Annotated in this window: 15 protein-coding genes; 8 read left to right on the top strand and 7 right to left on the bottom strand. The window is 65.7% G+C overall.

Annotated features, from left to right (window positions below):
• Window positions 1-22: 22 nt before the first annotated feature.
• From tssI to tssK, 3 genes are read right to left on the bottom strand one after another with little or no spacing between them, the layout of a single operon-like run.
• Window positions 23-3,874 (bottom strand): type VI secretion system Vgr family protein, encoded by a 3,852-nt coding sequence (gene tssI / locus GCN75_RS25390; protein WP_152284853.1) that lies wholly within the window; start codon window positions 3,872-3,874, stop codon window positions 23-25.
• Window positions 3,874-4,656 (bottom strand): type IVB secretion system protein IcmH/DotU, encoded by a 783-nt coding sequence (icmH, locus tag GCN75_RS25395; RefSeq protein ID WP_152284854.1) that lies wholly within the window; start codon window positions 4,654-4,656, stop codon window positions 3,874-3,876. Before icmH ends, tssI begins: the two co-directional genes overlap by 1 nt.
• 15 nt (window positions 4,657-4,671) lie before the next feature.
• Window positions 4,672-6,018 carry a type VI secretion system baseplate subunit TssK gene (gene tssK, locus GCN75_RS25400; RefSeq protein WP_152284855.1) on the bottom strand — a complete coding sequence of 449 codons (1,347 nt, stop codon included), beginning with the start codon at window positions 6,016-6,018 and terminating at the stop codon, window positions 4,672-4,674.
• A gap of 397 nt (window positions 6,019-6,415) precedes the next feature.
• Here tssK and GCN75_RS25405 point away from each other — a divergent pair, with 397 nt between their 5' ends.
• The 8 genes from GCN75_RS25405 (at window position 6,416) to tssH (ending at window position 15,749) form a co-directional block, all read left to right on the top strand.
• On the top strand, window positions 6,416-6,943 hold the full coding sequence (locus tag GCN75_RS25405; protein WP_226941564.1) for a tetratricopeptide repeat protein: 528 nt from the start codon (window positions 6,416-6,418) through the stop codon (window positions 6,941-6,943).
• Between the two features lie 74 nt (window positions 6,944-7,017).
• Window positions 7,018-7,527 (top strand): type VI secretion system contractile sheath small subunit, encoded by a 510-nt coding sequence (gene tssB / locus GCN75_RS25410; RefSeq protein WP_152259430.1) that lies wholly within the window; start codon window positions 7,018-7,020, stop codon window positions 7,525-7,527.
• A 1-nt stretch (window position 7,528) separates the two neighbouring features.
• Window positions 7,529-9,013, top strand: coding sequence for a type VI secretion system contractile sheath large subunit (gene tssC, locus GCN75_RS25415; RefSeq protein WP_152259429.1), 1,485 nt, complete (start codon window positions 7,529-7,531; stop codon window positions 9,011-9,013).
• 33 nt (window positions 9,014-9,046) lie between these two features.
• The gene (locus GCN75_RS25420) at window positions 9,047-9,538 is read left to right on the top strand and encodes an Hcp family type VI secretion system effector (RefSeq protein WP_152259428.1); all 492 of its coding nucleotides are present in this window, start codon (window positions 9,047-9,049) and stop codon (window positions 9,536-9,538) included.
• Between the two features lie 97 nt (window positions 9,539-9,635).
• Window positions 9,636-10,127, top strand: a complete 492-nt coding sequence (tssE, locus tag GCN75_RS25425) for a type VI secretion system baseplate subunit TssE (RefSeq protein ID WP_152259427.1) — start codon at window positions 9,636-9,638, stop codon at window positions 10,125-10,127.
• A 2-nt stretch (window positions 10,128-10,129) separates the two neighbouring features.
• Window positions 10,130-11,974: a type VI secretion system baseplate subunit TssF gene (gene tssF / locus GCN75_RS25430; protein WP_152284857.1), complete on the top strand. Its 1,845-nt coding sequence runs from the start codon at window positions 10,130-10,132 to the stop codon at window positions 11,972-11,974.
• Entirely contained in the window at window positions 11,938-13,017 is a 1,080-nt protein-coding gene (gene tssG / locus GCN75_RS25435; RefSeq protein ID WP_152284858.1) for a type VI secretion system baseplate subunit TssG, read from the top strand. The genes tssF and tssG overlap by 37 nt, the downstream gene beginning before the upstream one ends.
• A 53-nt stretch (window positions 13,018-13,070) precedes the next feature.
• Window positions 13,071-15,749: a type VI secretion system ATPase TssH gene (gene tssH / locus GCN75_RS25440; protein ID WP_152284859.1), complete on the top strand. Its 2,679-nt coding sequence runs from the start codon at window positions 13,071-13,073 to the stop codon at window positions 15,747-15,749.
• A gap of 33 nt (window positions 15,750-15,782) precedes the next feature.
• Here the strand turns inward: tssH and tssA are convergent, their stop codons facing one another.
• From tssA to GCN75_RS25460, 4 genes are all read right to left on the bottom strand, one after another.
• Entirely contained in the window at window positions 15,783-16,817 is a 1,035-nt protein-coding gene (tssA, locus tag GCN75_RS25445; protein ID WP_152284860.1) for a type VI secretion system protein TssA, read from the bottom strand.
• Window positions 16,818-16,866: 49 nt separating this feature from the next.
• Window positions 16,867-17,592, bottom strand: coding sequence for an OmpA family protein (locus GCN75_RS25450; RefSeq protein ID WP_152284864.1), 726 nt, complete (start codon window positions 17,590-17,592; stop codon window positions 16,867-16,869).
• A 125-nt stretch (window positions 17,593-17,717) separates the two neighbouring features.
• On the bottom strand, window positions 17,718-18,698 hold the full coding sequence (gene tagF, locus GCN75_RS25455) for a type VI secretion system-associated protein TagF (protein WP_152284861.1): 981 nt from the start codon (window positions 18,696-18,698) through the stop codon (window positions 17,718-17,720).
• A partial coding sequence (locus tag GCN75_RS25460; protein WP_319633307.1) for an ImcF-related family protein occupies window positions 18,695-20,765 on the bottom strand: 2,071 nt, incomplete at its 5' end. The genes GCN75_RS25460 and tagF, both read right to left, overlap by 4 nt.

Raw genomic sequence — 20,765 nt, forward strand, 5'->3', positions numbered from 1 at the left:
AGGGACACTGCGAGCAGTGCGATTAGGAGCCGTTCAGGATGATATCGCATTTGATCTGCCGTCCTATTTTCGTCCGTAGCAAGTCCTGTACTTCGATGGCGATCTGCCAGGCATGCCGGTCACGGATGACGATGGAGCCGGCCGAGTTCATGATGTTGGCCGCGGCCGGTTCCGGTTCCTCATCGTCCGACAGCGAAGGTACGGGCGCATCCCAGGTACCGTCCGGCTTCTTGTATTTGACGGTCTCGTCGTCTCCTTCCACATACGAGTATTCGTCCGGCAAGCCATAGCAGTGACCGAATTCATGGGCGTGCGTCTGGCCATCGGTCGAGGCGGACACGTCGATGATGGTACCCGTCACGCTTTCGCGGTCGTAGCGTTTGTGGATCTGCATGACGTAGTGCTCGTTGCTCTCCACATACACGACGCGGTAGATGATGGGCAGGGTGCGCGTGCCGCATTCCGGATCGCTGATTTTCATCTGGAATTTATTGTTCCAGTGGCTTTCCAGTCCCGTGGTGGCGATGCCCTTCACGTACTTGATGACGGCGGCGCGCTGCTTGGCCCGCGTGGCGGCCTGCGGGGTGCCCTTCTCGCGGTCTTCCAGCGCCTGGTCGGCCGGCTCGAGCACCGTGATCACCTTGACGCGCAATTCGGCGATGATGCCGGTATTCGATTTCACGGGCACGTAGATCTTGTAGCGCACGTTGTCGAAATAGTTATGCGGCGCGCCGCTGGCGCCAAAGGTGTTGTTGTAGCGGGGCACGCTGGAGACGGAGATCTCCTTTTCATAGTCGGCGATCCAGCAGGCGGGCCGCTTGATCAGCACTTCCTTGCGCTGCTTGTTGTCGACGGGGCTGGTGCTCGACGTGGCGCGGTCCTTGAACTTCGGTTCCGGCCTGGCGGGCGGCACGTGCTGCGGCGCCTTGGCCGTCGTGCCTGGCGCAGGCGCGCGGCCGGCTGGCACCTTCGCGGGCGCTGGCGGCGCCGGCGCGGGGGCAGGGGCGGGGCTCTCCGCTTCGTCGGGCGCATGGCCCGGCGATTTCAGCAATTCGATCACCAGCGCCTCGACGGCGGCCGCGGCGACCACGTGCGTCAAGCCCTTGTCGTCGGTCATGCCCGTTTCGTACGTGCCGTCGGCGCGTTTCACGCGGTACGGCTGGCGCGGCATCAGTTCGCCCGTGTCGCGGTCTTTCAGCACGAAGCCTTCGTCGAACAGTTTCAAACGGCTGTCCGGCAGCGGCGGCAGGCCGGCGGCCGCGCTGGCGCCGCCGTTGAAGACATGCTGGCCGCCCTTGACGGTAAAGTTGCCCGGGCACTGGAAGGTGATGTCGCCGCCCTCGAGCGTGATCGACGACTGGCCCGCCTGCACGGTGATCTTCTGGTTGGCCTTGATCTCGATGACGTCGCTTACCGAGATCACCGTGATGGACTTGTCGGCCAAGATCTCCAGCTGGTCGGTATGGGCTTGCAGCGAGACGGGGCCGTTGCCCGCGATGGCGGAGATGCCGCCATCCTGGCTGAACAGGGTTGCCGCATGGGCCGCCACCGAAGCGACGGTATGGCCGGCCGCCAGGTGCAGGTCCGTCTGCGCCGTCGCATGCAGGTGCTGGCCCGCGAACAGCACCGTCGAGGCGGGCGTGGCCCAGTTGATGCTGTTCGGTCCTTCCATCAGCACCAGCGGCTTGGCGTAGCGTTCCACAGGCTGCGCGGCATCGGGCGCGCGGGCGCCGTTGCCGGCCTTGAAGGCTTCGTGGCCGCCCACGCTGTTCTGGTATTTGCCATCCTGCTGCGGGTCGATCTGGCCCGCCAGGTCCAGCTGCGCCTGGTTGGCATCCTTGCTGACCAGCGCACGCTGCTGGCCCGCCGCCACGGCTGTCGCCTTGCTCAGTTCACTGGCGCCGCGCAGCAGGTTCAGCGCTTCCCTGGTGTCGAGCTGGGTCGACGCGACGCTGCTGCCTTGCCGCGCGCGGGCCGTGGCCGACAGCAGCAAGCCTTCTCCGGCGCGCAGCATGGCCCAGGCGTCGGTGCGCAATTCGAAGCCGCTGCCCCGATAGACGCCCCGTTGCGCGGATGCGGCGCCTTGCTGGACCAGGTAGCCCAGATTGAGTTCCGTGGCGGCGCTGCTCGAGGCCAGCCGGGTACGCAGCTGGCCCGGCGTATCGTCGAGCACCCACTGGTTGTAGCCCGCGCCGTCGAAGTTGCTGCTGTGAATGCCAGACAGCACGCCCGCGTGGTTGACATTGGCGTCGACGCCGGCCGCGTACGGTGGCGCGTCGCTGCCCGTGTACAGCTGGGCCACCACGAGCGGGCGGTCCATGTCACCCTCGATGAAGTCGATCAGCACCTCCGTGCCGATGCGGGGCGTGAACTGGGAACCCCAGTTCGGCCCGGCCAGCGCCTCGGCCACGCGCACCCAGGTGCCGGACGCTTCATTGCCCGGCGCGTTGCCTTGCTGGTCCGTGTTGTGCGCCAGGCCGCCCGGATTGGCGGCGGCGCCGCGCTGCCAGGCAAACTGGATGCGCACCTGGTGGTCGCGGCCGGTGGTGGCCACGCTGTCGGCCAGGCCGACCACCAGCGCCGTCTGCGGTCCCAGCGCCACGGCCGGCGCCCGTTCGGCCGTGGCGCGCGGCACGATGGCCACGCTGCTGCGCACGCAGCCGAAGGTGTTGCGGTAGGTGCCGGCCTCGATCTGGCCGGCGATCCAGTCGGCCACGCCGTCCAGGCTGGCCACCTTGGCCAGGCGCGACAGCGCGCCCGTCAATCCGCCGCCGGCCGGCCCCGCCGTGTTGCGCGCCTGGTGCTCCACCCACAGCACGTTGAACTGGTTGGCGCCGTCGGCATACTGTTCGTGCTGTAGTAGGCGGAAGGCGTGGCCGGCGGCCAGCCGGCGCACGGCACCGGCGCCGTCAAATTGCTTGTTTTCCAGTTCCAGCGCCTGCAGCATGCGTGCGCCGTGGGGATCGGCCGCGGCCCGGTCGGCGTGGCGCCGCTCGCCCGCGCCGTCATACACGGCCAGCTGCGGCAGCGTGCCCGCATCGAGGCTGGAGGCATGTTCGGCGGCTGGCGCCGTCACTTGCTGCGGGTCCCAGCTGCTGATGCCGACGGCGTTCGACTGCACCTGGCGGCGCGCGCCGAAGCTGTCGATGGCGTCATCGCTGTCGCTGGCACGCACGCCGTGAAAGCGCAGCTCGGCCCCGCCTGGCGTGTCTGGCGCGCTGGCCTTGCTGTCGAAAATCACCAGCGTGTGCCTGGACTGTCCCTGGCCTTCGCCGCCATCCTGCGCGCCGCCCGGCTGCTCATGCTCGAAGCGCCAGTTCAAGCCTTCGAAGGCCAGCACCCGCGCCAGGAAGTCGAAGTCGCTTTCGCGGTACTGCGTCCAGACGGCGCGCGTGGCCAGCGGCTGGCTGATGTCGATGCGGTGGCGCACTTGCGGATAGTCGGCCAGCAGTTCGCCGACGATGTCGCGCGCATTCTTGTCCTGGAAAATATAGCTGTCGCGGCGCAGGCGCAGCAGGGCCAGCGCCGGTTCCAGGCGCAGCCGGTAGCGCGCCACGCCGCCATCGGCGCCGAGCCAGGCGCAGTCCGTGCACAGGCCGTGCCAGGCGCGCTGGCTGCCGTCGGGCTGCAGCAGGGTGAGCGTCATTTCCTCGCCGATGAACGACGCCAGGTCGAGCGACGCGGCCGTGCTGAGGGCGTCGACATCGAAGCGGAACAGTTCGTTGACGGCTTCGCGGCCGTCGAACTGTTCCGCCATCAGCGATTGCGCCTGGTCCGAAGGCTGGGCCGTCGCCAGCCCGATCAGCCGGGCATGCTGGCTCAATCCCGTGCCGAACTGTCCCTGCGGCTCGCTGCCTGCTTGCGCGTCGCTCATCACGGCAAGGTGATGCTCAGGTTGGCCACGCGGGGCGCCAGTTTGACGATATCCTGGTAGGCATGCATCTGCTCTTCCGTGTTTTTCGCCAGCGTGGTGCGCAAGCCCAGGTAGCCGAGCGCGCAGATCAGCGCGAACACGGAGCACAGCACCCACAGGGGCACATTGTTGCGCAGCTTGTGGATGACCTGGTCGGGCCGCTCCGCATGCGGCGCGAAGCCCGTCTTCTTGCCTTTCATCTGGGCGATTTCATCGCCCAGGCGGGCCGTCAGGTAATTGAGTTTTTCCGGACCTTCGAGGATGTAGCGGCCCTGGAAACCCAGCAGCAAACACATGTGGAACACTTCGAGCGCCTGCAGGTGGGCGCTGCCGCGCGCGCGCAGCGCTTCGAGGCGGATGAAGAAGTTTTCGCCGGCCAGCTGGTCGCCGAACAGGACCAGCTGCAAGGGGCGCCGCGCCCATTCGTCGCGGATGCTGTAGGGCGAGCGCAGGATGATTTCGTCGACGGCCGCGCAGAACGCATACTTGGCCGCGTCGATGTCGTCGGCCGAGGCGCCCTGTTTCTTCGCGCCGCGGCCGAATTCTTCCAGGAAGTGCGTCATCTTGGCGATGAAATCGGCATTGTCCTGCGGGCCGCTGCCGTTCTTCAGCATGAACAGCGCGTAAAAGCCGTCATACATCAGGTCCATCAAGGTGTGTTCCGTACCGGGGCCGGCCAGCACGCTGGCCGAGTAGGCAGCCTGGCTGCCGGACATCAGGGAAGGGGGGGCGGAGAGGTTCATCGTTTCATTTCAATGTCAGGAAGTGACGGCGACCAGTTCGAGCTTCAGGTCGCGCATGCCGGAAGGGACATAGATCAGGACCGATTGCGCCTGCAGCATGCGCTCGTACATCTGGCCCTTGGCTTCGATGGTGAAGTAATACGTGTCCGGGCGCACGGGCACGGCGGCCGGCACCTGCGGCGTATGCTGCAGGCGCACGCCGGGCAAGGCGGACAGCACGAATTTTTCCACGTCGTCGGGCGCGCCCACCTTGAAGCGCAGCGGCACCACGTCGACCAGTTCCATGCCCGGTATGTCGGCCGAGACGCCAAGGTAAAACGCCGTCTTGGCGTCGATTTTTTCCGAATCGAGCTTGCCGTGATGGTAGGACGGCTTGGTCTCGCTGAGCGCGATCGCAAAATATTTCGACGAGATCACCGTGTCGAGCAGTTCGCGGATGATCGCGTGCAGCTGCGCGAACGGCGGCCCCGGATCGGCGTGCCGGTACGCGGGCAGGTCGGCCAGCGCGTGGGTTTTCGAAAAAGTCATCAGCGCGCCTGCCAGGCCCAGCAACTGCTCGTACAGGCGCTCGGGATGCAGGGCCGGATGGTGAAAATAATGACTGAGCGAGGCAAACGCCGAGCTGGCCGTATGCAGCAGCCAGAACGAGGACATGTCGCCGGAGCGGAATTCGATCACGCTCTTGCTGGGCTCGCGATGGTGGCCATACAGGGCATTGACCTTGGCCTGCAGCGCGTCGATCAGGCGGCGCAGCTGCAGGAACAGCAGGGGCGCGCTGCGGATCGACAGGCTGGGCGGCACGAAGGTGGGGTCTTGCTCGAAGCCGCCCGTCGACAGGCGCCGCAGGCGCAGCAGGGGAAAGCTCACGTAGGAGTCGCGCGGGTCCGATTCGGCCACCAGGCGCAGCGATTTTTTCAGGTAGGTCAGTTCGGCCTGTGCGGCCTGGGTGTACAGGTCCGGCGTGCTCAGATTGGCCTGGCCGTAGCGCGCCGCGCTGTTGGGCTGGCTGGCCGAGGCAAAGTTGCCGCCGAATTGCTTGAACGCGGGCAGGGCGGCGTAAAAGGTCACCGATTGCTGCGACGGCGGCAGGTTGCCCAGGTCGATCGCCTCGGGCAGCTCGTCGGCGCCGGCCGCATTGTAGATTTCGCCATCCTGGAAGATCAGCGACAGCTCCAGCAGCCGCAAGGTGTTGTTGCCGAGCGCATCGCGGTCTATCTGCAGCTGGCTCACGCCCCACGCGTACGGGTGCAGCGCCTTGACGCTTTCATGCAGCCGGTGTTCGTGGTACTGGTCCTGCTGCTGGAAATGCTGGGGCCGCAAGAACAAGCCTTCGCCCCATAACAATTTGTTTGCAACGCTCATGGATTGCCCTTTTACCTGACCAAGTGAGGCGCGGGGATCGCTGGACCCGTCCGCGCCGGCATGCCGCTACCGTATTTTTTTCCTTGAAATCGTCCGCCGTTTGCCGCGCACAGCGTGGTGCTTTTTTCGCAACTGACGGCACCATAACACTATCTTGAGGAAGGGCGCGTACGGTACGTTTACAGAGTGAGCGCTGCCCGGAAAGCCGCATGAATAGTGAGTTTCCGCGTATTTTCTATTGAACGCGATAAATATTCAAATCATGTTAGGCTCCGAAAAATAAGCAATTAACAACTATAAATTGCAACTTTATTTTGACCGTCAACGCATCTTCTTTTTTGAGGGAAAGCACCATATGACACGATCGGTTTCGCTGCTCGCAGCAATTGCATGTGCCTTGACGTTGAGTGCCTGCGGCACGACGCCTCCGGCCAAACCGCCAGTGGTGGCAGCGCCGCCCACGATGGAAGAAATGATGTCCAAGGCGGCGCAGGCGGCCAGCAGCGGCAGCAACGAGGCGGCACTGGGACTGTGGCAGCAGGCTGCCACCGCCTTCCCGGCCGACAAGCAGCCGTGGGTACGCATGGCGCAGACGCGCTACGAGGCGGGCCAGTATGGCGAAGCCATCCTCAATGCGCAGGAAGTGCTGGTGCGCGATCCGGCCGACAAGCTGGCCAACAGCGTGATCGCCATCAGCGGCTTGCGCCTGTCGACGCGGGCGCTGGCCGACCTGAGCCGCCAGAACAACCTGTCCGGCCCCCTGCGCGCGGAATCGCAGGACCTGGCCAAGCTGCTGCGCGAGAGCCTGGGCGAAAGCGTCCTCGTGCCGCCGCCGGAAAAGACGCCGGCGCGTCCGCCCCGCAAGCAGCCAAGCAAGCGCACTGCCGACGAGGGCAGCGCCAATCCATTCAATGCGCTCAAGTGAGCCAGTGATACGCCAAACGCCGCAGTTCAACAGGCGCATCGCCGATGTTGCCGATTCTTTTCGAAGGGGATGTGATGTCTAAAAAAGATAGTGTCCAGAAGCGCCTGCAAAAGGTCCGCCCGCCGCGCGTGCAGATGACGTACGACGTCGAGATCGGCGACGCGATTGAAAACAAGGAGCTGCCCTTTGTGGTGGGCGTGGTGGGCGACTTCGGCGGCAATTCCGAACTGGAACAGAAACGCCTGAAGGACCGCAAGTTCGTCGACATCGACCGCGATAATTTTGATGCCGTGCTCAAGGGCATCGAACCGCGCGCGACCTTCCGCGTTCCCAACGAATTGAGCGACGCTGGCGGCCAGTTCGGCATCGAACTCAAGTTCCATTCCATGGGCGACTTCCGTCCCGAGGCGGTGGTGGAGCAGGTGGAGCCGCTGCGCAAGCTGCTCGAAGCGCGCACCAAGCTGGCCGACCTGCGCAACAAGCTGGCCGGCAACGACAAGCTGGAAGACATCCTCAACGATGTGCTCAACAGCACCGAGAAACTGGCCCAGCTGGAACAACACTCCCACGTCAGGAAAGACTGATATGTCCGCACAGATGACTCCCTCATTGAGCACCTCCGCCGCCACCGAGATCGACTTGCTCGACCAGATCGTGGAGCAGAGCAAGGTGGCCAAGTCCAGCGTCGAGCATGCGCGCGCGCGCGACCTGATCTCCGAACTGGTCAGCCAGGTCATGGAAGGCACGGTCGTGGTGTCGAACAACCTGGCGGCAACCATCGACGCCCGCGTGGCCGAGCTGGACCGGCTGATTTCCCAGCAGCTGAGCGCCATCATGCATGCGCCCGAATTCCAGAAGCTGGAAAGCAGCTGGACGGGCCTGCATTACCTGGTCAAGAACACGTCGACGGGCACGAACCTGAAGATCAAGATGATGAACGCGACCAAGCGCGAACTGGTCAAGGATTTCCAGAGCGCGCTGGAATTCGACCAGTCGACCATGTTCAAGAAGGTCTACGAAGAGGAGTTCGGCACGTTTGGCGGCGCCCCCTTCGGCACCCTGCTGGGCGACTTCGAATTCAGCCGGCAGCCGGAAGACATGTATTTCATCGAGCAGATGTCGCATGTGGCCGCGGCCGCCCACGCGCCGTTCATCTCGGCGGCCTCGCCTGAACTGTTCGGCCTGGAAAGCTACAGCGACCTGGGCAAGCCGCGCGACCTGGCCAAGGTCTTCGATACGGTCGAATATGCAAAGTGGAAATCGCTGCGCGAATCGGAAGATGCCCGCTATGTGGGCTTGACCTTGCCCCGTTTCCTGGGCCGCCTGCCATTCAACCCGGCCGATGGCGCCACCGTCGAAGGCTTCAATTTCGTCGAGGACGTGGACGGCACGGACCACCAGAAATACCTGTGGTGCAACGCCGCCTATGCGTTCGGCACCAAGCTGACGGCTGCCTTCGAGGATTACGGCTGGTGCGCGGCCATCCGCGGCGTGGAGGGCGGCGGGCTGGTGGAAGACTTGCCCACGCATACCTTCAAGACGGACGAAGGCGAGGTGGCCTTGAAATGCCCGGCCGAGATCGCCATCACGGACCGCCGCGAAAAGGAGTTGTCGGACCTGGGCTTCATTTCGCTCGTGCATTGCAAGAACACGGATTACGCCGCGTTCTTCGGCGCCCAATCGGCGCAGAAGGCGAAAAAATACAATACCGATTCGGCCAATGCGAACGCGGTGCTGTCGGCCCAGCTGCAATACATCTTTGCCGTCTCGCGCATCGCCCACTACATGAAGGCCATGATGCGCGACAAGATCGGCAGCTTTGCCGCCGCCGCCAACGTCGAGGATTTCCTGAACCGCTGGCTGACGCAGTACGTGCTGCTCGACGATAACGCCAGCCAGGAACAGAAGGCCCAGTTCCCGCTGCGCGAGGCTTCCGTGCAGGTGGCCGAAGTGCCGGGCCGGCCCGGCGTGTACCGCGCCGTATCCTTCCTGCGTCCCCATTTCCAGCTTGACGAATTATCCGTTTCACTCCGTTTGGTCGCGGAGCTTCCGCAGTCGACCAAATCGTAATGCATTTTTCTTCATACAATTGAAAGGAATAACATGGCAATCGACGTTTACTTGCAAATTGATGGCATCAAAGGCGAATCCACGGATAACAGCCACAAGGATTGGATCGAATGCAAGTCGGTCCAGTGGCAAGTGTTGCAACCCAAGTCGGCGACGGCATCGACGGGCGGCGGCCATACGGCCGAACGCACGGAGCACAAGGATATCGTCATCGCCAAGATGGCCGACCTGGCCAGCCCCCTGCTGCTGCAGACCTGCTCGTCAGGCAAAACCATTCCCAAGGCCAAGCTCGAGTTTCTGCGTGCCGATGGCCAGGGCGAGCGCATCAAGTACTTTGAAATCGAACTGGAGAATGTGATGATCAGCAGCGTGGCGCCTTCGGTGGCTGCCGGCGACATTCTCGGCGAAGACTTGTCGCTCAAGTATTCCAAGGTCAAGTGGAAATACACGCAGCAAAAAGTCGGCGGCGGTTCGGGCGGCAATACGTCCGGCGGCTGGGACTTGTCGGCCAACAAGACAGCCTGATCGTGCTGCGCGCGCCAGCGCGCATATCTGCCGTGCCCGCCGCTGGCTGTCCAGGCCGCGGGTTACGGGCCTTTCCTACCTTTGATGCGGGATGCCTATGAAAGGTTTTACGCCGGGCCTGTTCGACCGCCTGATGGATACGCCCGTCCATGGCGCATCGAGCGGCACCATCTCGCGCCTCTCGCTCGAGGATCTGAAGGATACCGTGGCGCGCGACCTGGAGGCGCTGCTGAACACGCGCACGGTGCTGCCTGAGGCGCTGCTGAAAAAATTTCCCGAATGCGGCAAGTCCATCATCACCTATGGCTTGAACGATTTTGCTGGCCTGAGCCTGTCCAGCACCGATGACCGCGCGCATATCTGCCAGTGCCTGGAGAAGGCCATCGCCCGCCACGAGCCGCGCCTGCGCAATGTGCGCGCTTCGCTGGAAATCCAGGAAGGCTCGATCAACCGCCTCAATTTCGCCATCAGCGCGCTGCTGGTGGTGCATGCCGCACATGAACCCGTCAATTTCGACGCCATCCTGCAGCCTTCCAGCCTGCATTACACCATCAGCAAGGGGCGCCGCGCGGCGCAGACGGGAGCCTGACCTTGGAAGAACTGTTACCGTATTACGAGCGGGAGCTGGGATTTTTGCGCCGCTATTCGCGCGAATTCTCCGAACGCTACCCGAAGATCGCCGGCCGCCTGCTGATGGGCGGCGAAGTATGCGAAGACCCGCATATCGAACGCATGATCCAGTCCTTTGCGCTGCTCAATTCGCGCATTTCCAAGCGCCTCGACGATGACTATCCCGAATTCACGGAAGCGCTGTTCGAGGTGCTGTATCCCCACTATCTGCGGCCTTTTCCCAGCTGTTCGATCGCCCGCATGGATTACGCGGCCGCCGCGGCGCAGCTGACGGCCGCCACCGAGATCGCCCGCGGCACGGAACTGACGACGCGTCCCGTGAAAGGCGTGGCCTGCACCTTCCGCACGGCGTATGCCGTCACCGTGGCGCCGCTGGCGCTGACGCACGCGGCGTTTTCCCCCATCATCGCCGCGCCGGAGCAGGCGCAGCTGCCATCGAACGCCACTTCGGGCGTGAGCATGCGCCTCGAGTCGAGCGCGGAGCAGCTCTCGCTGGCCCAGCTGGGCCTGCAGTCGCTGCGCGTGTTCATCGACGGCCAGCCCTCGTTTTGCGCGGCGCTGCGCGATGCGCTGTTCATGCGCACCGTGCGGGCCTACGCGGAAGCGGACGAGAACGGCCGCTGGATCGCGCTGGACGCCACTCCCGTCAGCAGCGCCGGCTTCGCCGAAGACGATGCGCTGATCCCGTTTGCGGCCCGCTCGCATCCGGCGTACCGGCTGCTGACCGAGTATTTCTGCTTTCCCGAAAAATTCAATTTCTTCGACATCGACCTGGGCGCGCTGTGCGCCGCGCTGCCGGCCGGATGCCGCCGCATCACCCTGCACCTGGCGCTGAGCGGCTTGCGCACGGATTCGAATACGGCGCGCCTGCTGGGGACCATGTCGACGCATAACCTGCTGCTGGGCTGCACGCCGGTGGTCAATCTGTTCCGCCAGCGGGGCGAGCCGATACGCATCACGCATACGGCGGCCAGCTATCCGGTGCTGGCCGATGCGCGCCGCGCCTATGCGTTCGAAGTGCATGCCATCGATTCCGTCAAACTGGTGCGGCAGACGCCGCAAGGCGAATCGGTGATCGAATTCCGGCCGTTCTATTCGCTGCGCCACGGCCAGACGCCCGCCAGGGAAGGGCATTACTGGGTGATGCGGCGCGACGAGGTCATCGCCCACAAGAGTCCCGGCTATGAAACGGAGATATCGATCGTCGACATCGACTTCGATCCGGCCGCCGTGGAAACGGATACGCTGAGCCTGGAACTGAGCTGCACCAACCGCGACTTGCCGGCGCAGCTGACCTATGGCTTGCGCGGAGGCGACCTGTTCCTCGAGGGCGGCTCCAGCGTGCGCAGCATCAGCCTGCTGCGCAAACCCACCGAATCGTACCGTTTCGAGCGGGGGCGGGGCGCCCACTGGCGCCTGATCTCGCACCTGTCGCTCAATCACCTGTCGCTGGCCGGCAGCGGCCTGGACGCCTTCCAGGAAATGCTGGCCCTGTATGACTTGCCCCGTTCGCCGACGTCGCAGCGGCAGATCCGCGGCCTCACGGCGATTGCCCACAAGGCCGTCAATGCCTGGCTTCCCGGCAACCCGTTCGCCTGCCTGGTGCGCGGCATCGAAGTGCGGCTGACGATAGACGAGGAAGCGTTCGTCGGCAGCGGCATCCATGCGTTTGCCCACGTCGTCGACTGTTTCCTGGGACTGTACGTGCATGCGAACAGCTTCACGCAACTGGTGCTGGTGGCCAAGAAATCGGGAGAGGAGCTGTTGCGATGCAAACCACGAAGCGGCGATTCGAGCCTAGTGTAATCGAGCGCCTGTTTGCGCAGCCGTACCGCTTCCAGTACTTCCAGGCCGTGCGGCTGCTGGAGCTCTGGCTGCGGCGCAATGGCATGGCGCATGAAGGCGCCGTTGCCAATTTCCTGCGCTTCCAGAATTCCGTCTCGCTCGATTTTGCCCCCAGCCAGATCGAATCGCTGCGGCCGGAACCGCGCGGGCTGGCCACGGACGCCGGCACCTTGGGCGCGGCGCTGCGCAGCGCGCAGCTCAAGTATGTGCGCATCACGCCCGCCTTCATGGGGTTTCTCGGCGTCGCCGGCGCGCTGCCGGCGCACTATACGGAACGCATTGCCGGGCACCAGTTCGACGCCAAGGACGAGGGGCCGCGCGCCTTCCTCGACACGTTTTCCAACCGCGCCCTGGCCCTGTTTTACGAAGCCTGGCGCAAATACCGGCTGGAGCTCAAGTACCAGCTCGATGGCAAGGACCAGTTCCTGCCGCTGCTGCTGTCGCTGGCGGGACTGGGCCACGCTTCGCTGCGCGACCGCCTGGCTGGCGACGGCGTGCTGGACGAATCGGTGGGCTTCTTTGCCGCCGCCATGCGCCACCGGCCCCCGTCCGCCGTGATGATCGGCCAGGTGCTGTCCGAATATTTCGGCCAAAGCGTGACGGTCAGCCAGTTCATCGGCTGCTGGTACGACGTGCCGCGCGAGCAGCAAAGCACCCTGGGCGCGAACAACGCCGTGCTGGGCGCCACCGCGCTGGTGGGCGGGCGCGTGTGGCAGCGCGACCTGCGCATGCGCCTGACCATCGGCCCGCTGGCGCGCGTCCATTTCGACGCCTTCCTGCCCGGCGGCCCGGCCGCGCGGGCGCTGGAGAAAATGCTCGCCATGTTCACCAGCCTGTGTCTCGAGTACGAAGTGCAGCTGGTGCTGCGCGCCAGCGACGTGCAGGGCGTGCGCCTGGACGAGCCGCGTGGCGGCGGCCGGCTGGGCTGGGACAGTTTCCTCATCACGGGCGGCGAAGCGCAGGACCGCGCCGACGTCCGCTACGAATTACACACGCTTGCCTGAGCCAGCGTACCGGTTTCGCCTCCCTTTCAACCCCATACAAGGACCGCCGCCCCATGAGCATCAACCTGAAGACGCTGATCAGCAAGCTGAATGACACCTGCCGCACTGCCGCCACGCGCGCCGCCAGTATCTGCGTGGGCCTGGGACAGTACGAGGTCGATCTCGAGCACGTGTTCCTGGCCTTGCTGGAGCAGCCGCAGAGCGACTTCGTGCTGATCGCGCGCCGCAACGGCATCGACATCGGCGCGCTGGAAGGGGATCTGCGGGCCGAGGTGGCCCGGCTACAGACGGGCAATGCGCGCACGCCCGTGTTTTCGCCGCGGCTGCCGAAGCTGTTCGAGCACGCCTGGCTGATCGCCTCGCTCGACTTGCGGGCCGGCCACCAGGTGAGTATCCGCAGCGCGCACCTGCTGCAGGCGCTGCTGACGGAACCGGAACTGGCGCAGCTCGCATACCGGGGCTCGGCCCTGTTCCACCAGTTCAAGCTTGACGAGATCAAGCACAAGCTGGAGACGCTGACCGATGGCTCGCAGGAACGCGCCGGGCCGGCCGCGGGCGACGCGGGGCAGGACGGCGAGGGCGGCGATCCCGTGGGGGAGCTGGAAGGCCGGGCGGTGGCATCGAAGACGCCGGCGCTGGACCAGTTCACGGTCAACCTGACGGCGCGCGCGCGCGACGGCAAGGTCGACCCGGTGATCGGGCGCGACCTGGAAATCCGCCAGGCGATCGATATCCTGATGCGGCGGCGCCAGAACAACCCTATCCTGACGGGCGAGGCGGGCGTGGGCAAGACGGCGGTGGTCGAAGGGCTGGCGCTGCGCATCGTGCAGGGCGACGTGCCGGACATCCTGCGGGGCGTGGAAATCCACACGCTGGACATGGGACTGCTGCAGGCGGGCGCCAGCGTCAAGGGCGAGTTCGAGAACCGGCTGAAGAACGTCATCGGCGAAGTGAGCAAAAGCCCGCATGCGATCATCCTGTTCATCGACGAAGCGCACACGATGATAGGCGCAGGCGGCAGCGCCGGGCAGAACGACGCCGCCAACCTGCTGAAACCGGCGCTGGCGCGGGGCGAGCTGCGCACCATCGCCGCCACCACCTGGGGCGAATACAAGAAATACTTTGAAAAGGATGCGGCGCTGGCGCGCCGTTTCCAGGTGGTCAAGATCGAGGAACCCAGCGAGGAACTGGCGTGCGCCATGTTGCGCGGCATGGCGCCGCTGATGGAAAAGCATTTCAACGTGCGCATCTTCGATGAAGCGATCAGCGAAGCCGTGCGCCTGTCGCACCGCTACATCATGGGACGCCAGCTGCCGGACAAGGCGATCAGCGTGCTCGATACGGCTTGCGCCAGGGTAGCGCTGGGGCAGAGCGCCACGCCGGCGCTGCTCGACAAGCTGGCGCGCCAGCTGGAACGCATCGATGCGGAAGCGTCCGCTCTGGCGCGCGAGGAAAGCGGCGGCGCCAGCCACGCGGCGCGCCTGAAAGCGCTGCGCGCGGCGCGCAGTGCCGCCGCCGGCGAACACGGGACGCTGGCCGCGCGCTGGGAAACGGAAAAGGCGCTGGGTGAAAAGGTCCGGGCGGCCCGCCAGGAGCTGGAAGACGCGGGCGCGGCCAGCCCCGCGCTGCCGCCGGACGCCAGCCAGGCCGGCGACCTGCAGGCGCTGTTGCAGGAATTGCGCGCATTGCAGGGCGAAACACCGATGGTGCCGGTACAGGTCGATGGCCACGTGGTGGCGGAAATCGTCGCCGGCTGGACCGGCATCCCGCTCGGGAAGATGGTCAAGGATGAAATCCGCACCGTGCTGAAGCTGAAGGACTTGCTGGAAGAGCGCGTGCTGGGCCAGTCCCATGCGATCGAGGCGGTGGCGCAGCGCGTGCGCACCTCGCGCGCCAACCTCGACGATCCCGACAAGCCCAAGGGCGTGTTCCTGTTCGTCGGCCCGTCCGGCATCGGCAAGACGGAAACGGCGCTGGCGCTGGCCGACGCGCTGTATGGCGGCGAACGCAAGCTCATCACCATCAACATGAGCGAATACCAGGAAGCGCACAGCGTCTCCGGCCTGAAAGGCTCGCCGCCCGGCTATGTCGGCTATGGCGAGGGCGGGGTGCTCACCGAGGCCGTGCGCCGCAATCCGTACAGCGTGCTGCTGCTCGACGAGGTGGAAAAGGCGCATCCCGATGTCATGGAGCTGTTCTTCCAGGTGTTCGACAAGGGCGTGATGGACGATGCCGAGGGGCGCGAGATCGATTTCAAGAACACCATCATCATCCTCACCTCGAACGTGGCGTCGGCCACCATGATGCAGGCTTGCCTGAACCTGGCGCCGGAAGACGTGCCCACGCCGGAGCAGCTGGAACTGGCTATCCGCCCGCAGCTGCTGAAGGTCTTCAAGCCGGCCTTTTTGGGGCGCCTGAAGGTGATTCCCTATTATCCGATCAGCGACGACGTGCTGGCCAGGATCATCGACCTCAAGCTGCGCAAGATCGCCGCGCGCGTGGGCGCCAACCACCAGGCCGAATTCACCTATGACGAGGCACTGGTGGAGGCGGTGCTGGCGCGCTGTACCGAAGTCGATTCGGGGGCGCGCAATGTCGACCATATCCTCAACGGCAGCCTGCTGCCGGAAATTGCCGAATCCGTGCTGGCGAAAATGGCCGAGGGACTGGCGATCAGCAAGATCAAGGTCAGCGCCAGCAAGCAGGGGCAGTTCAAGTATACGATCAAATAGCGGCCAGATAGCGGTCAGTTGGCGGCCCGCCGTTCAATGGCTGGCGGGCGGCTGCACGCCCAGCAGTTCCTCGATATGCGCCAGCGAGACGCTGTCCTTGACCACGCTGCGCAGCCATTCGTGCAGCGTCTGCTCGCCCGCGTCGGCAGCCTTGTCGGCGAAATACGAAACGGGGCTGTGGGGTTCCGTCTGGCGGAAGTACAGCGCCACCTGGCGCAGCTGCGCCAGGGCCTGGGCGCGGCTGTGGATCTCGCCCGGCACCGCGGGCGGCAGCGGCGGCGTGGCGGCGCCAGGCGCGTGGCCGCTGCCCGGGAGCACGGCGGCGGGTAGCGCAGCGGGAGCGGGCACGGCGACCTGGGGCACTGCGCGCTGTATCGATTGCAGCGCTTCGCGCGCCTGCGAAAAGCCGGGACTGTCCTTGCCCAGCCGCGCATCGGCGGCTTGCTCCAGTTCCGCCAGCGCATCCAGGCAGAACTGGGCGTCGGCGGCGAAGGCGGCGCGGAACTGCGCCGAGTTGTTGCGCCGCGCAGCTTCCATGTCCGCCAGCTTCACGCCGTTGACGCCATCCTGGTTGCTGGCGGCCCGCTTGCGCGCCGTGTCGAAGTCGATGCTGGACCAGCCGCCGGACTGCTTGTCCGTCAAGGGCATGGCGCGCACCAGGGCGGGCGTGCGGGCCAAAATCCAGCTCAGGTTGCCGATACGCTGCTCGTGGTCGCCCCCATCGGCTGGCGGATACAGTCCCAGGTCCCAGTATTGCCGGCACAGGCCTGCCAGCAGGCGGTAGCCCTGGCCCAGGCCCTGCAAATGGTCTTGCTTGGCGCTCGCCTCGGCCAGCCAGGCGGCCAGCCGCAGATCCTTGCTTTTTTCAGCCAGCAGGGCGGCGCAGCGGCGCTGCACGAAAGACCAGTCGGCCTCCTTCAGGTCGGTGACCCATTCGCCCTGGTCCAGCGAGGGATCGTCGAACTTGCGCGCCTGGCTGATTGCATCGAGCTCGGTGGAAAAGGAGAGATCGATGCCGCACGGCTGGCCGGCGCTGATGGGAAGGAGGAGCTGGTCGGCTGAAATCATGGTGTTCCCGAAAAAGGTGGCGGATGGCTTGCCGGGTGGCGGGCAGGTCTTACTGGACCATGCGGAATTCGATGCGGCGGTTGCGCGCGCGGCCATCGGTGCTGTCGTTGCTGGCGATGGGCCGGTCCGGCCCCTGGCCCGAGGCGCTCAGCAAGTCGCCATCGATGCCCTTGGACGACAGATAGGCCTTGACCGCCTCGGCGCGGGCCTGGCTCAGGTGCTGATTGCTGGCGCGCAGCCCCTGGTTGTCCGTGTGGCCGATGATGTCGACCTTGCGTCCCGCCAGCTTTTGCAGCGCCGCGCCCATTTCGTCGAGGATGGCGCGGCCGGACGGCGTCAGCGTGGTCTTGCCGCTTTCGAATTCGATGGTGCGGTTGGCCAGCGTTTTGTCGAGGATATTCTGGTCCGCGGCGGAGACGCGCAAGCCATTGTTGACCGTGTAGGTGGGATTGAGGCTGGTGGCGAAATCGCTGGCGATCTTTTGCCGCTGCGCCTCGTTGGCCACTTCGCCGCGCACGCTGACCACGCTGCCGTCTATCGTCAGCTGGCCGCGGCGGATCTGCTTCAGGTCCGGCGTCAGCAGCTTTTGCACGTAGGCGTTCCAGTTGGCCGGCAGCGCGACCTGGCCCACGGCGATCTGGTCGACCACCTTGTCGGCGCCATACAGGTCGCGCAGGCGGGCCAGCACGGCGGCCTTCGACGCCTCGTCGGGCACCGTGCCGCTGGCCAGCACCTGGCCAGGCTGCGGCGTGGCGGCGGCCGGTATGGCGGGCATGGCGGCCGGCGTAACCGGCGTCACCGGCGTGGCCTGAGTGGACGGGGCGGCGGGCGCCTGGGCGCGGGCGCCGGGCGCGGCAAGGGCCAGGCAGGCGAGGAAGGTAATCCGTAGGTGGCGCATGGTCAGGTCCCGATGAAGGCGGCACGGAACGAGTCGTGCGCCGATTTGAGTGACAGGTTCGCCTGCGCGAGGTAGGTTGACACCTTCTTGATCGCGTAGTCGCCGCCCACGTGTTCCTCGACCCAGGCCAGGTCGTCGAAGGCGATGTGGTGTTCCAGCGCCGCCTGTGGTTCCATGATGGCGTGCAGCGTCTGCGCCGAAGCGCCGCAAAAACCCAGCACCAGCGCGTGGCGTCCGCGGATGCGGGTGATGAACAGGGCCAGCTCGAAGTCGGCGCGCGCCAGGAACGGCGCGATCAGGTGCATCCAGAACGCCGCCACCAGGTTGCGGTACAGGGGGTCGTCCGGCAGCGGCAGTTCCAGGCTTTTTTCCAGGCGGCTGGAACTGCTGGCCATGACGGGCTGCAGCAGCATGCCCAATGCCAGCAGCACTTGCCGCACGGAGCCGCCAAAGCCCGTGGGCGCCAGCAACGCATCGAGCGCGCCGACCGTCTGCAGGTCGAGGAAGTCGTCGAAGGCGGCGTCGTACGCGCTGCTGCGCAAGTCCAGCTCGACGCTGGCGCTGCTGGCGGCCTGCAGCGCGGCAGCGGCTTCGGCGCCGCGCATGCCGCCGCTGAGCGCATCGAGCCGGTTCCACAGGCGCGACAGCACCAGCGGACTGGTGGGCACGAAGCCGGCCGGGTTGCCCACTTCCATTGCGCTCATCATCAGGAACGGGAAGCGGCGCGACGAGGCGTCGCTGCTGGCGGCGATGTGGCCGGCGATGGCGCGTCCGCGGCGCGGGCCGATGAAGGCGAAATGCAGCGGCGCCAGCGCGTCGTACGTGAGCTTCCAGCGGGCGTCGGCGCTCATCAGGTCCATGGCGTTGGCGAGCCAGTCGTCGAGCATCTTGAGCAGCGCGGGATTGTCGCCGCTCTTGACGAAGTCGCCGCGGCTGGGGATCTTGCCGAAATAGCCGATCGCGGTGGACGTCGGGCGGCTCATGGCGTGTTCCCTGCCAGTGCGGCGCCCGCTTCGGGGACACTGTTGACCACCGTTTCCGGCAGCTTCAGTCCACGGAAGCCCTGGCCGCCGGCGGGGGCTGCCGCCGGTGCCGGCGTGTTGACGATCTTCAGGTTGGCCGTCACGGTGACGCCGCTGTTTTCCCAGCTCAGTTCGAATACGCCGCCTTCCTTGCGCGTGCGCTTGGCCGAATCGATCATTTTCTTCAGGCCGAAATGGCCTGGTTCATTGAGCAGCACGACGTTGCGCCCTTCCGGCGTGATGGCGCTGATGCGCGAACCGGGCACGCCCTGTGGATTGGGCCAGACCATGTGTATCCACGGCTGCGGCTGGCCGCGCCAGCGCAGCGCCTGGCCATCGATCTCGATCGTGTATTCGGCGGCGCCCGGCGCGCTCAGCGCCTGCAGGTCGAAGCGGGTCTGCGCTTCGGCGGCGCCGGCCGCCGTCGCCACGCCGTTCGCGCTGAGCGGCGCGATCCAGCCGGGCAGGCTGGCCACCACGGGCGGCGCCAGGCTGATGCCCATCGACGCCCACGTCCTGGCGCTGATGCTGTCGCCGCGGCGCACCACCAGGGGGCCGATGGCGGTATTGAAGAACTTGGCGATGGCGCCTTCCGGGCCGAACACCTGGCCGATATCGGCGTTGCTCGCCTCGGTGCGCGAATCGGGCGCGAACGGATACTTTGCCGCCAGGGTCTTCTGGAACGGTTCGAGCACCTGGGCCAGCCAGACCTTGTTGATTTCCGTCTCGGTGGGCTTGACGATGACGGCGAAGGTCTGCATCAGCGGGCGCACCAGCAGGGGCCGGATGGCCTGCTTTTGCGGATCGCTCATGCCCGTCAGCATCTGCTCGTCCACGTATTTCAGGGCGTCGGCCAGTTCCGAGCCGCTGCCGTCCAGCGTTTGCTGCATCAGCTGCTTGGCGCCCGGTCCCGTGTCGCCCTGGTTCTTGATCTGGTTGAGGCGCACGCGCAGCTTGGACAGTGCGGCCAGGTAGCCGCGCATCGGCGAGGCATCCTTGTCCCGCGCGACGACGAGGCGGGCCACGCCGGAAAATTCGCGGCCGACGGGGCCCATGGGCAGGGCGCCGCCCGCCTGGCTGCCGGCCACGGCCGGTTTCTGGCGCAGTACCGTTTCCTTGAACCAATCCATCATGCCGCGCTGTGCCCGCTGCAAGCCCTGGCCCAGCAGCGAGGGATTGTCCCACGAGGTTTCCTGGTACACCGTCTCGATCAGCTTGTTGATGGGCGACGCTTGCGGGTCGCCCAGGCGGTTCATGGCTTGCGCCGCGTTGTCGAAGCCGTTCAATTCGCGGATGCTGACGCCCTGGAGGAATTTCTGCCATTCCTTCGCATAGTCGTTCTTGTACAGCTCGACGAGGGCTTTCTGGATCTGTTCCGGGCTGCCTTCCAGGGTCAGGTCGTCCTTCGACGCCGTTTTCAGCACCCAGTCCGCGCTTTGCAATTCGCGGTTGGCCGCTTCCTGGAACGCTTGCTGGATATATTTTTCCCAGGCGTCGCGGGTAAACGTGCCGGGGATGGCGTAGCTGCCCAGCACCAGTTCCTTGTCCTGCTCGCCAACGATGCGGGCCACCGTCATCGAGGGGAAGCGCGTGGCGGCGCGCGCCTTGACGTCGGCATACACGCGGTCGCGCGCCGGCATGCCGCGCACGACGCGGCGCAGGCTGTCGCGCGACTGGTCGACGAGGGCCAGCTTGCGGTCGATCTGCGGCCACGAGGGGTCATTGATCTGCGTCAGGTAGAACGAGATCATGCGCTCGGCGCTGCGTATCATCTGTTCGCGCGGCATGCTGCCCCGGTTGGCGTCGAGCCAGCCGCGCCAGTAGCGCGTCAGCTGGTCGTTCAGGTGGCTGGCTTCGGCACGCGACTTGTCGCTGAGCATCAGATACGTCTTCAAGCCGTTGTAGGCGTCTTCCACGCTTTCCGGCGCCGCATCCTTGAATTGCTGGACGCCAGGCGCGGCGGGCGCTGGCGCCGCGGCAACTGCCGGCGTGGCCGCCGTGGCGGCGGCCGGGACTGCAGCGGCTGCA

Origin of the sequence: Janthinobacterium violaceinigrum (assembly GCF_009208555.1) — a bacterium.
Classification (GTDB): Bacteria; Pseudomonadota; Gammaproteobacteria; order Burkholderiales; family Burkholderiaceae_D; genus Janthinobacterium; species Janthinobacterium violaceinigrum.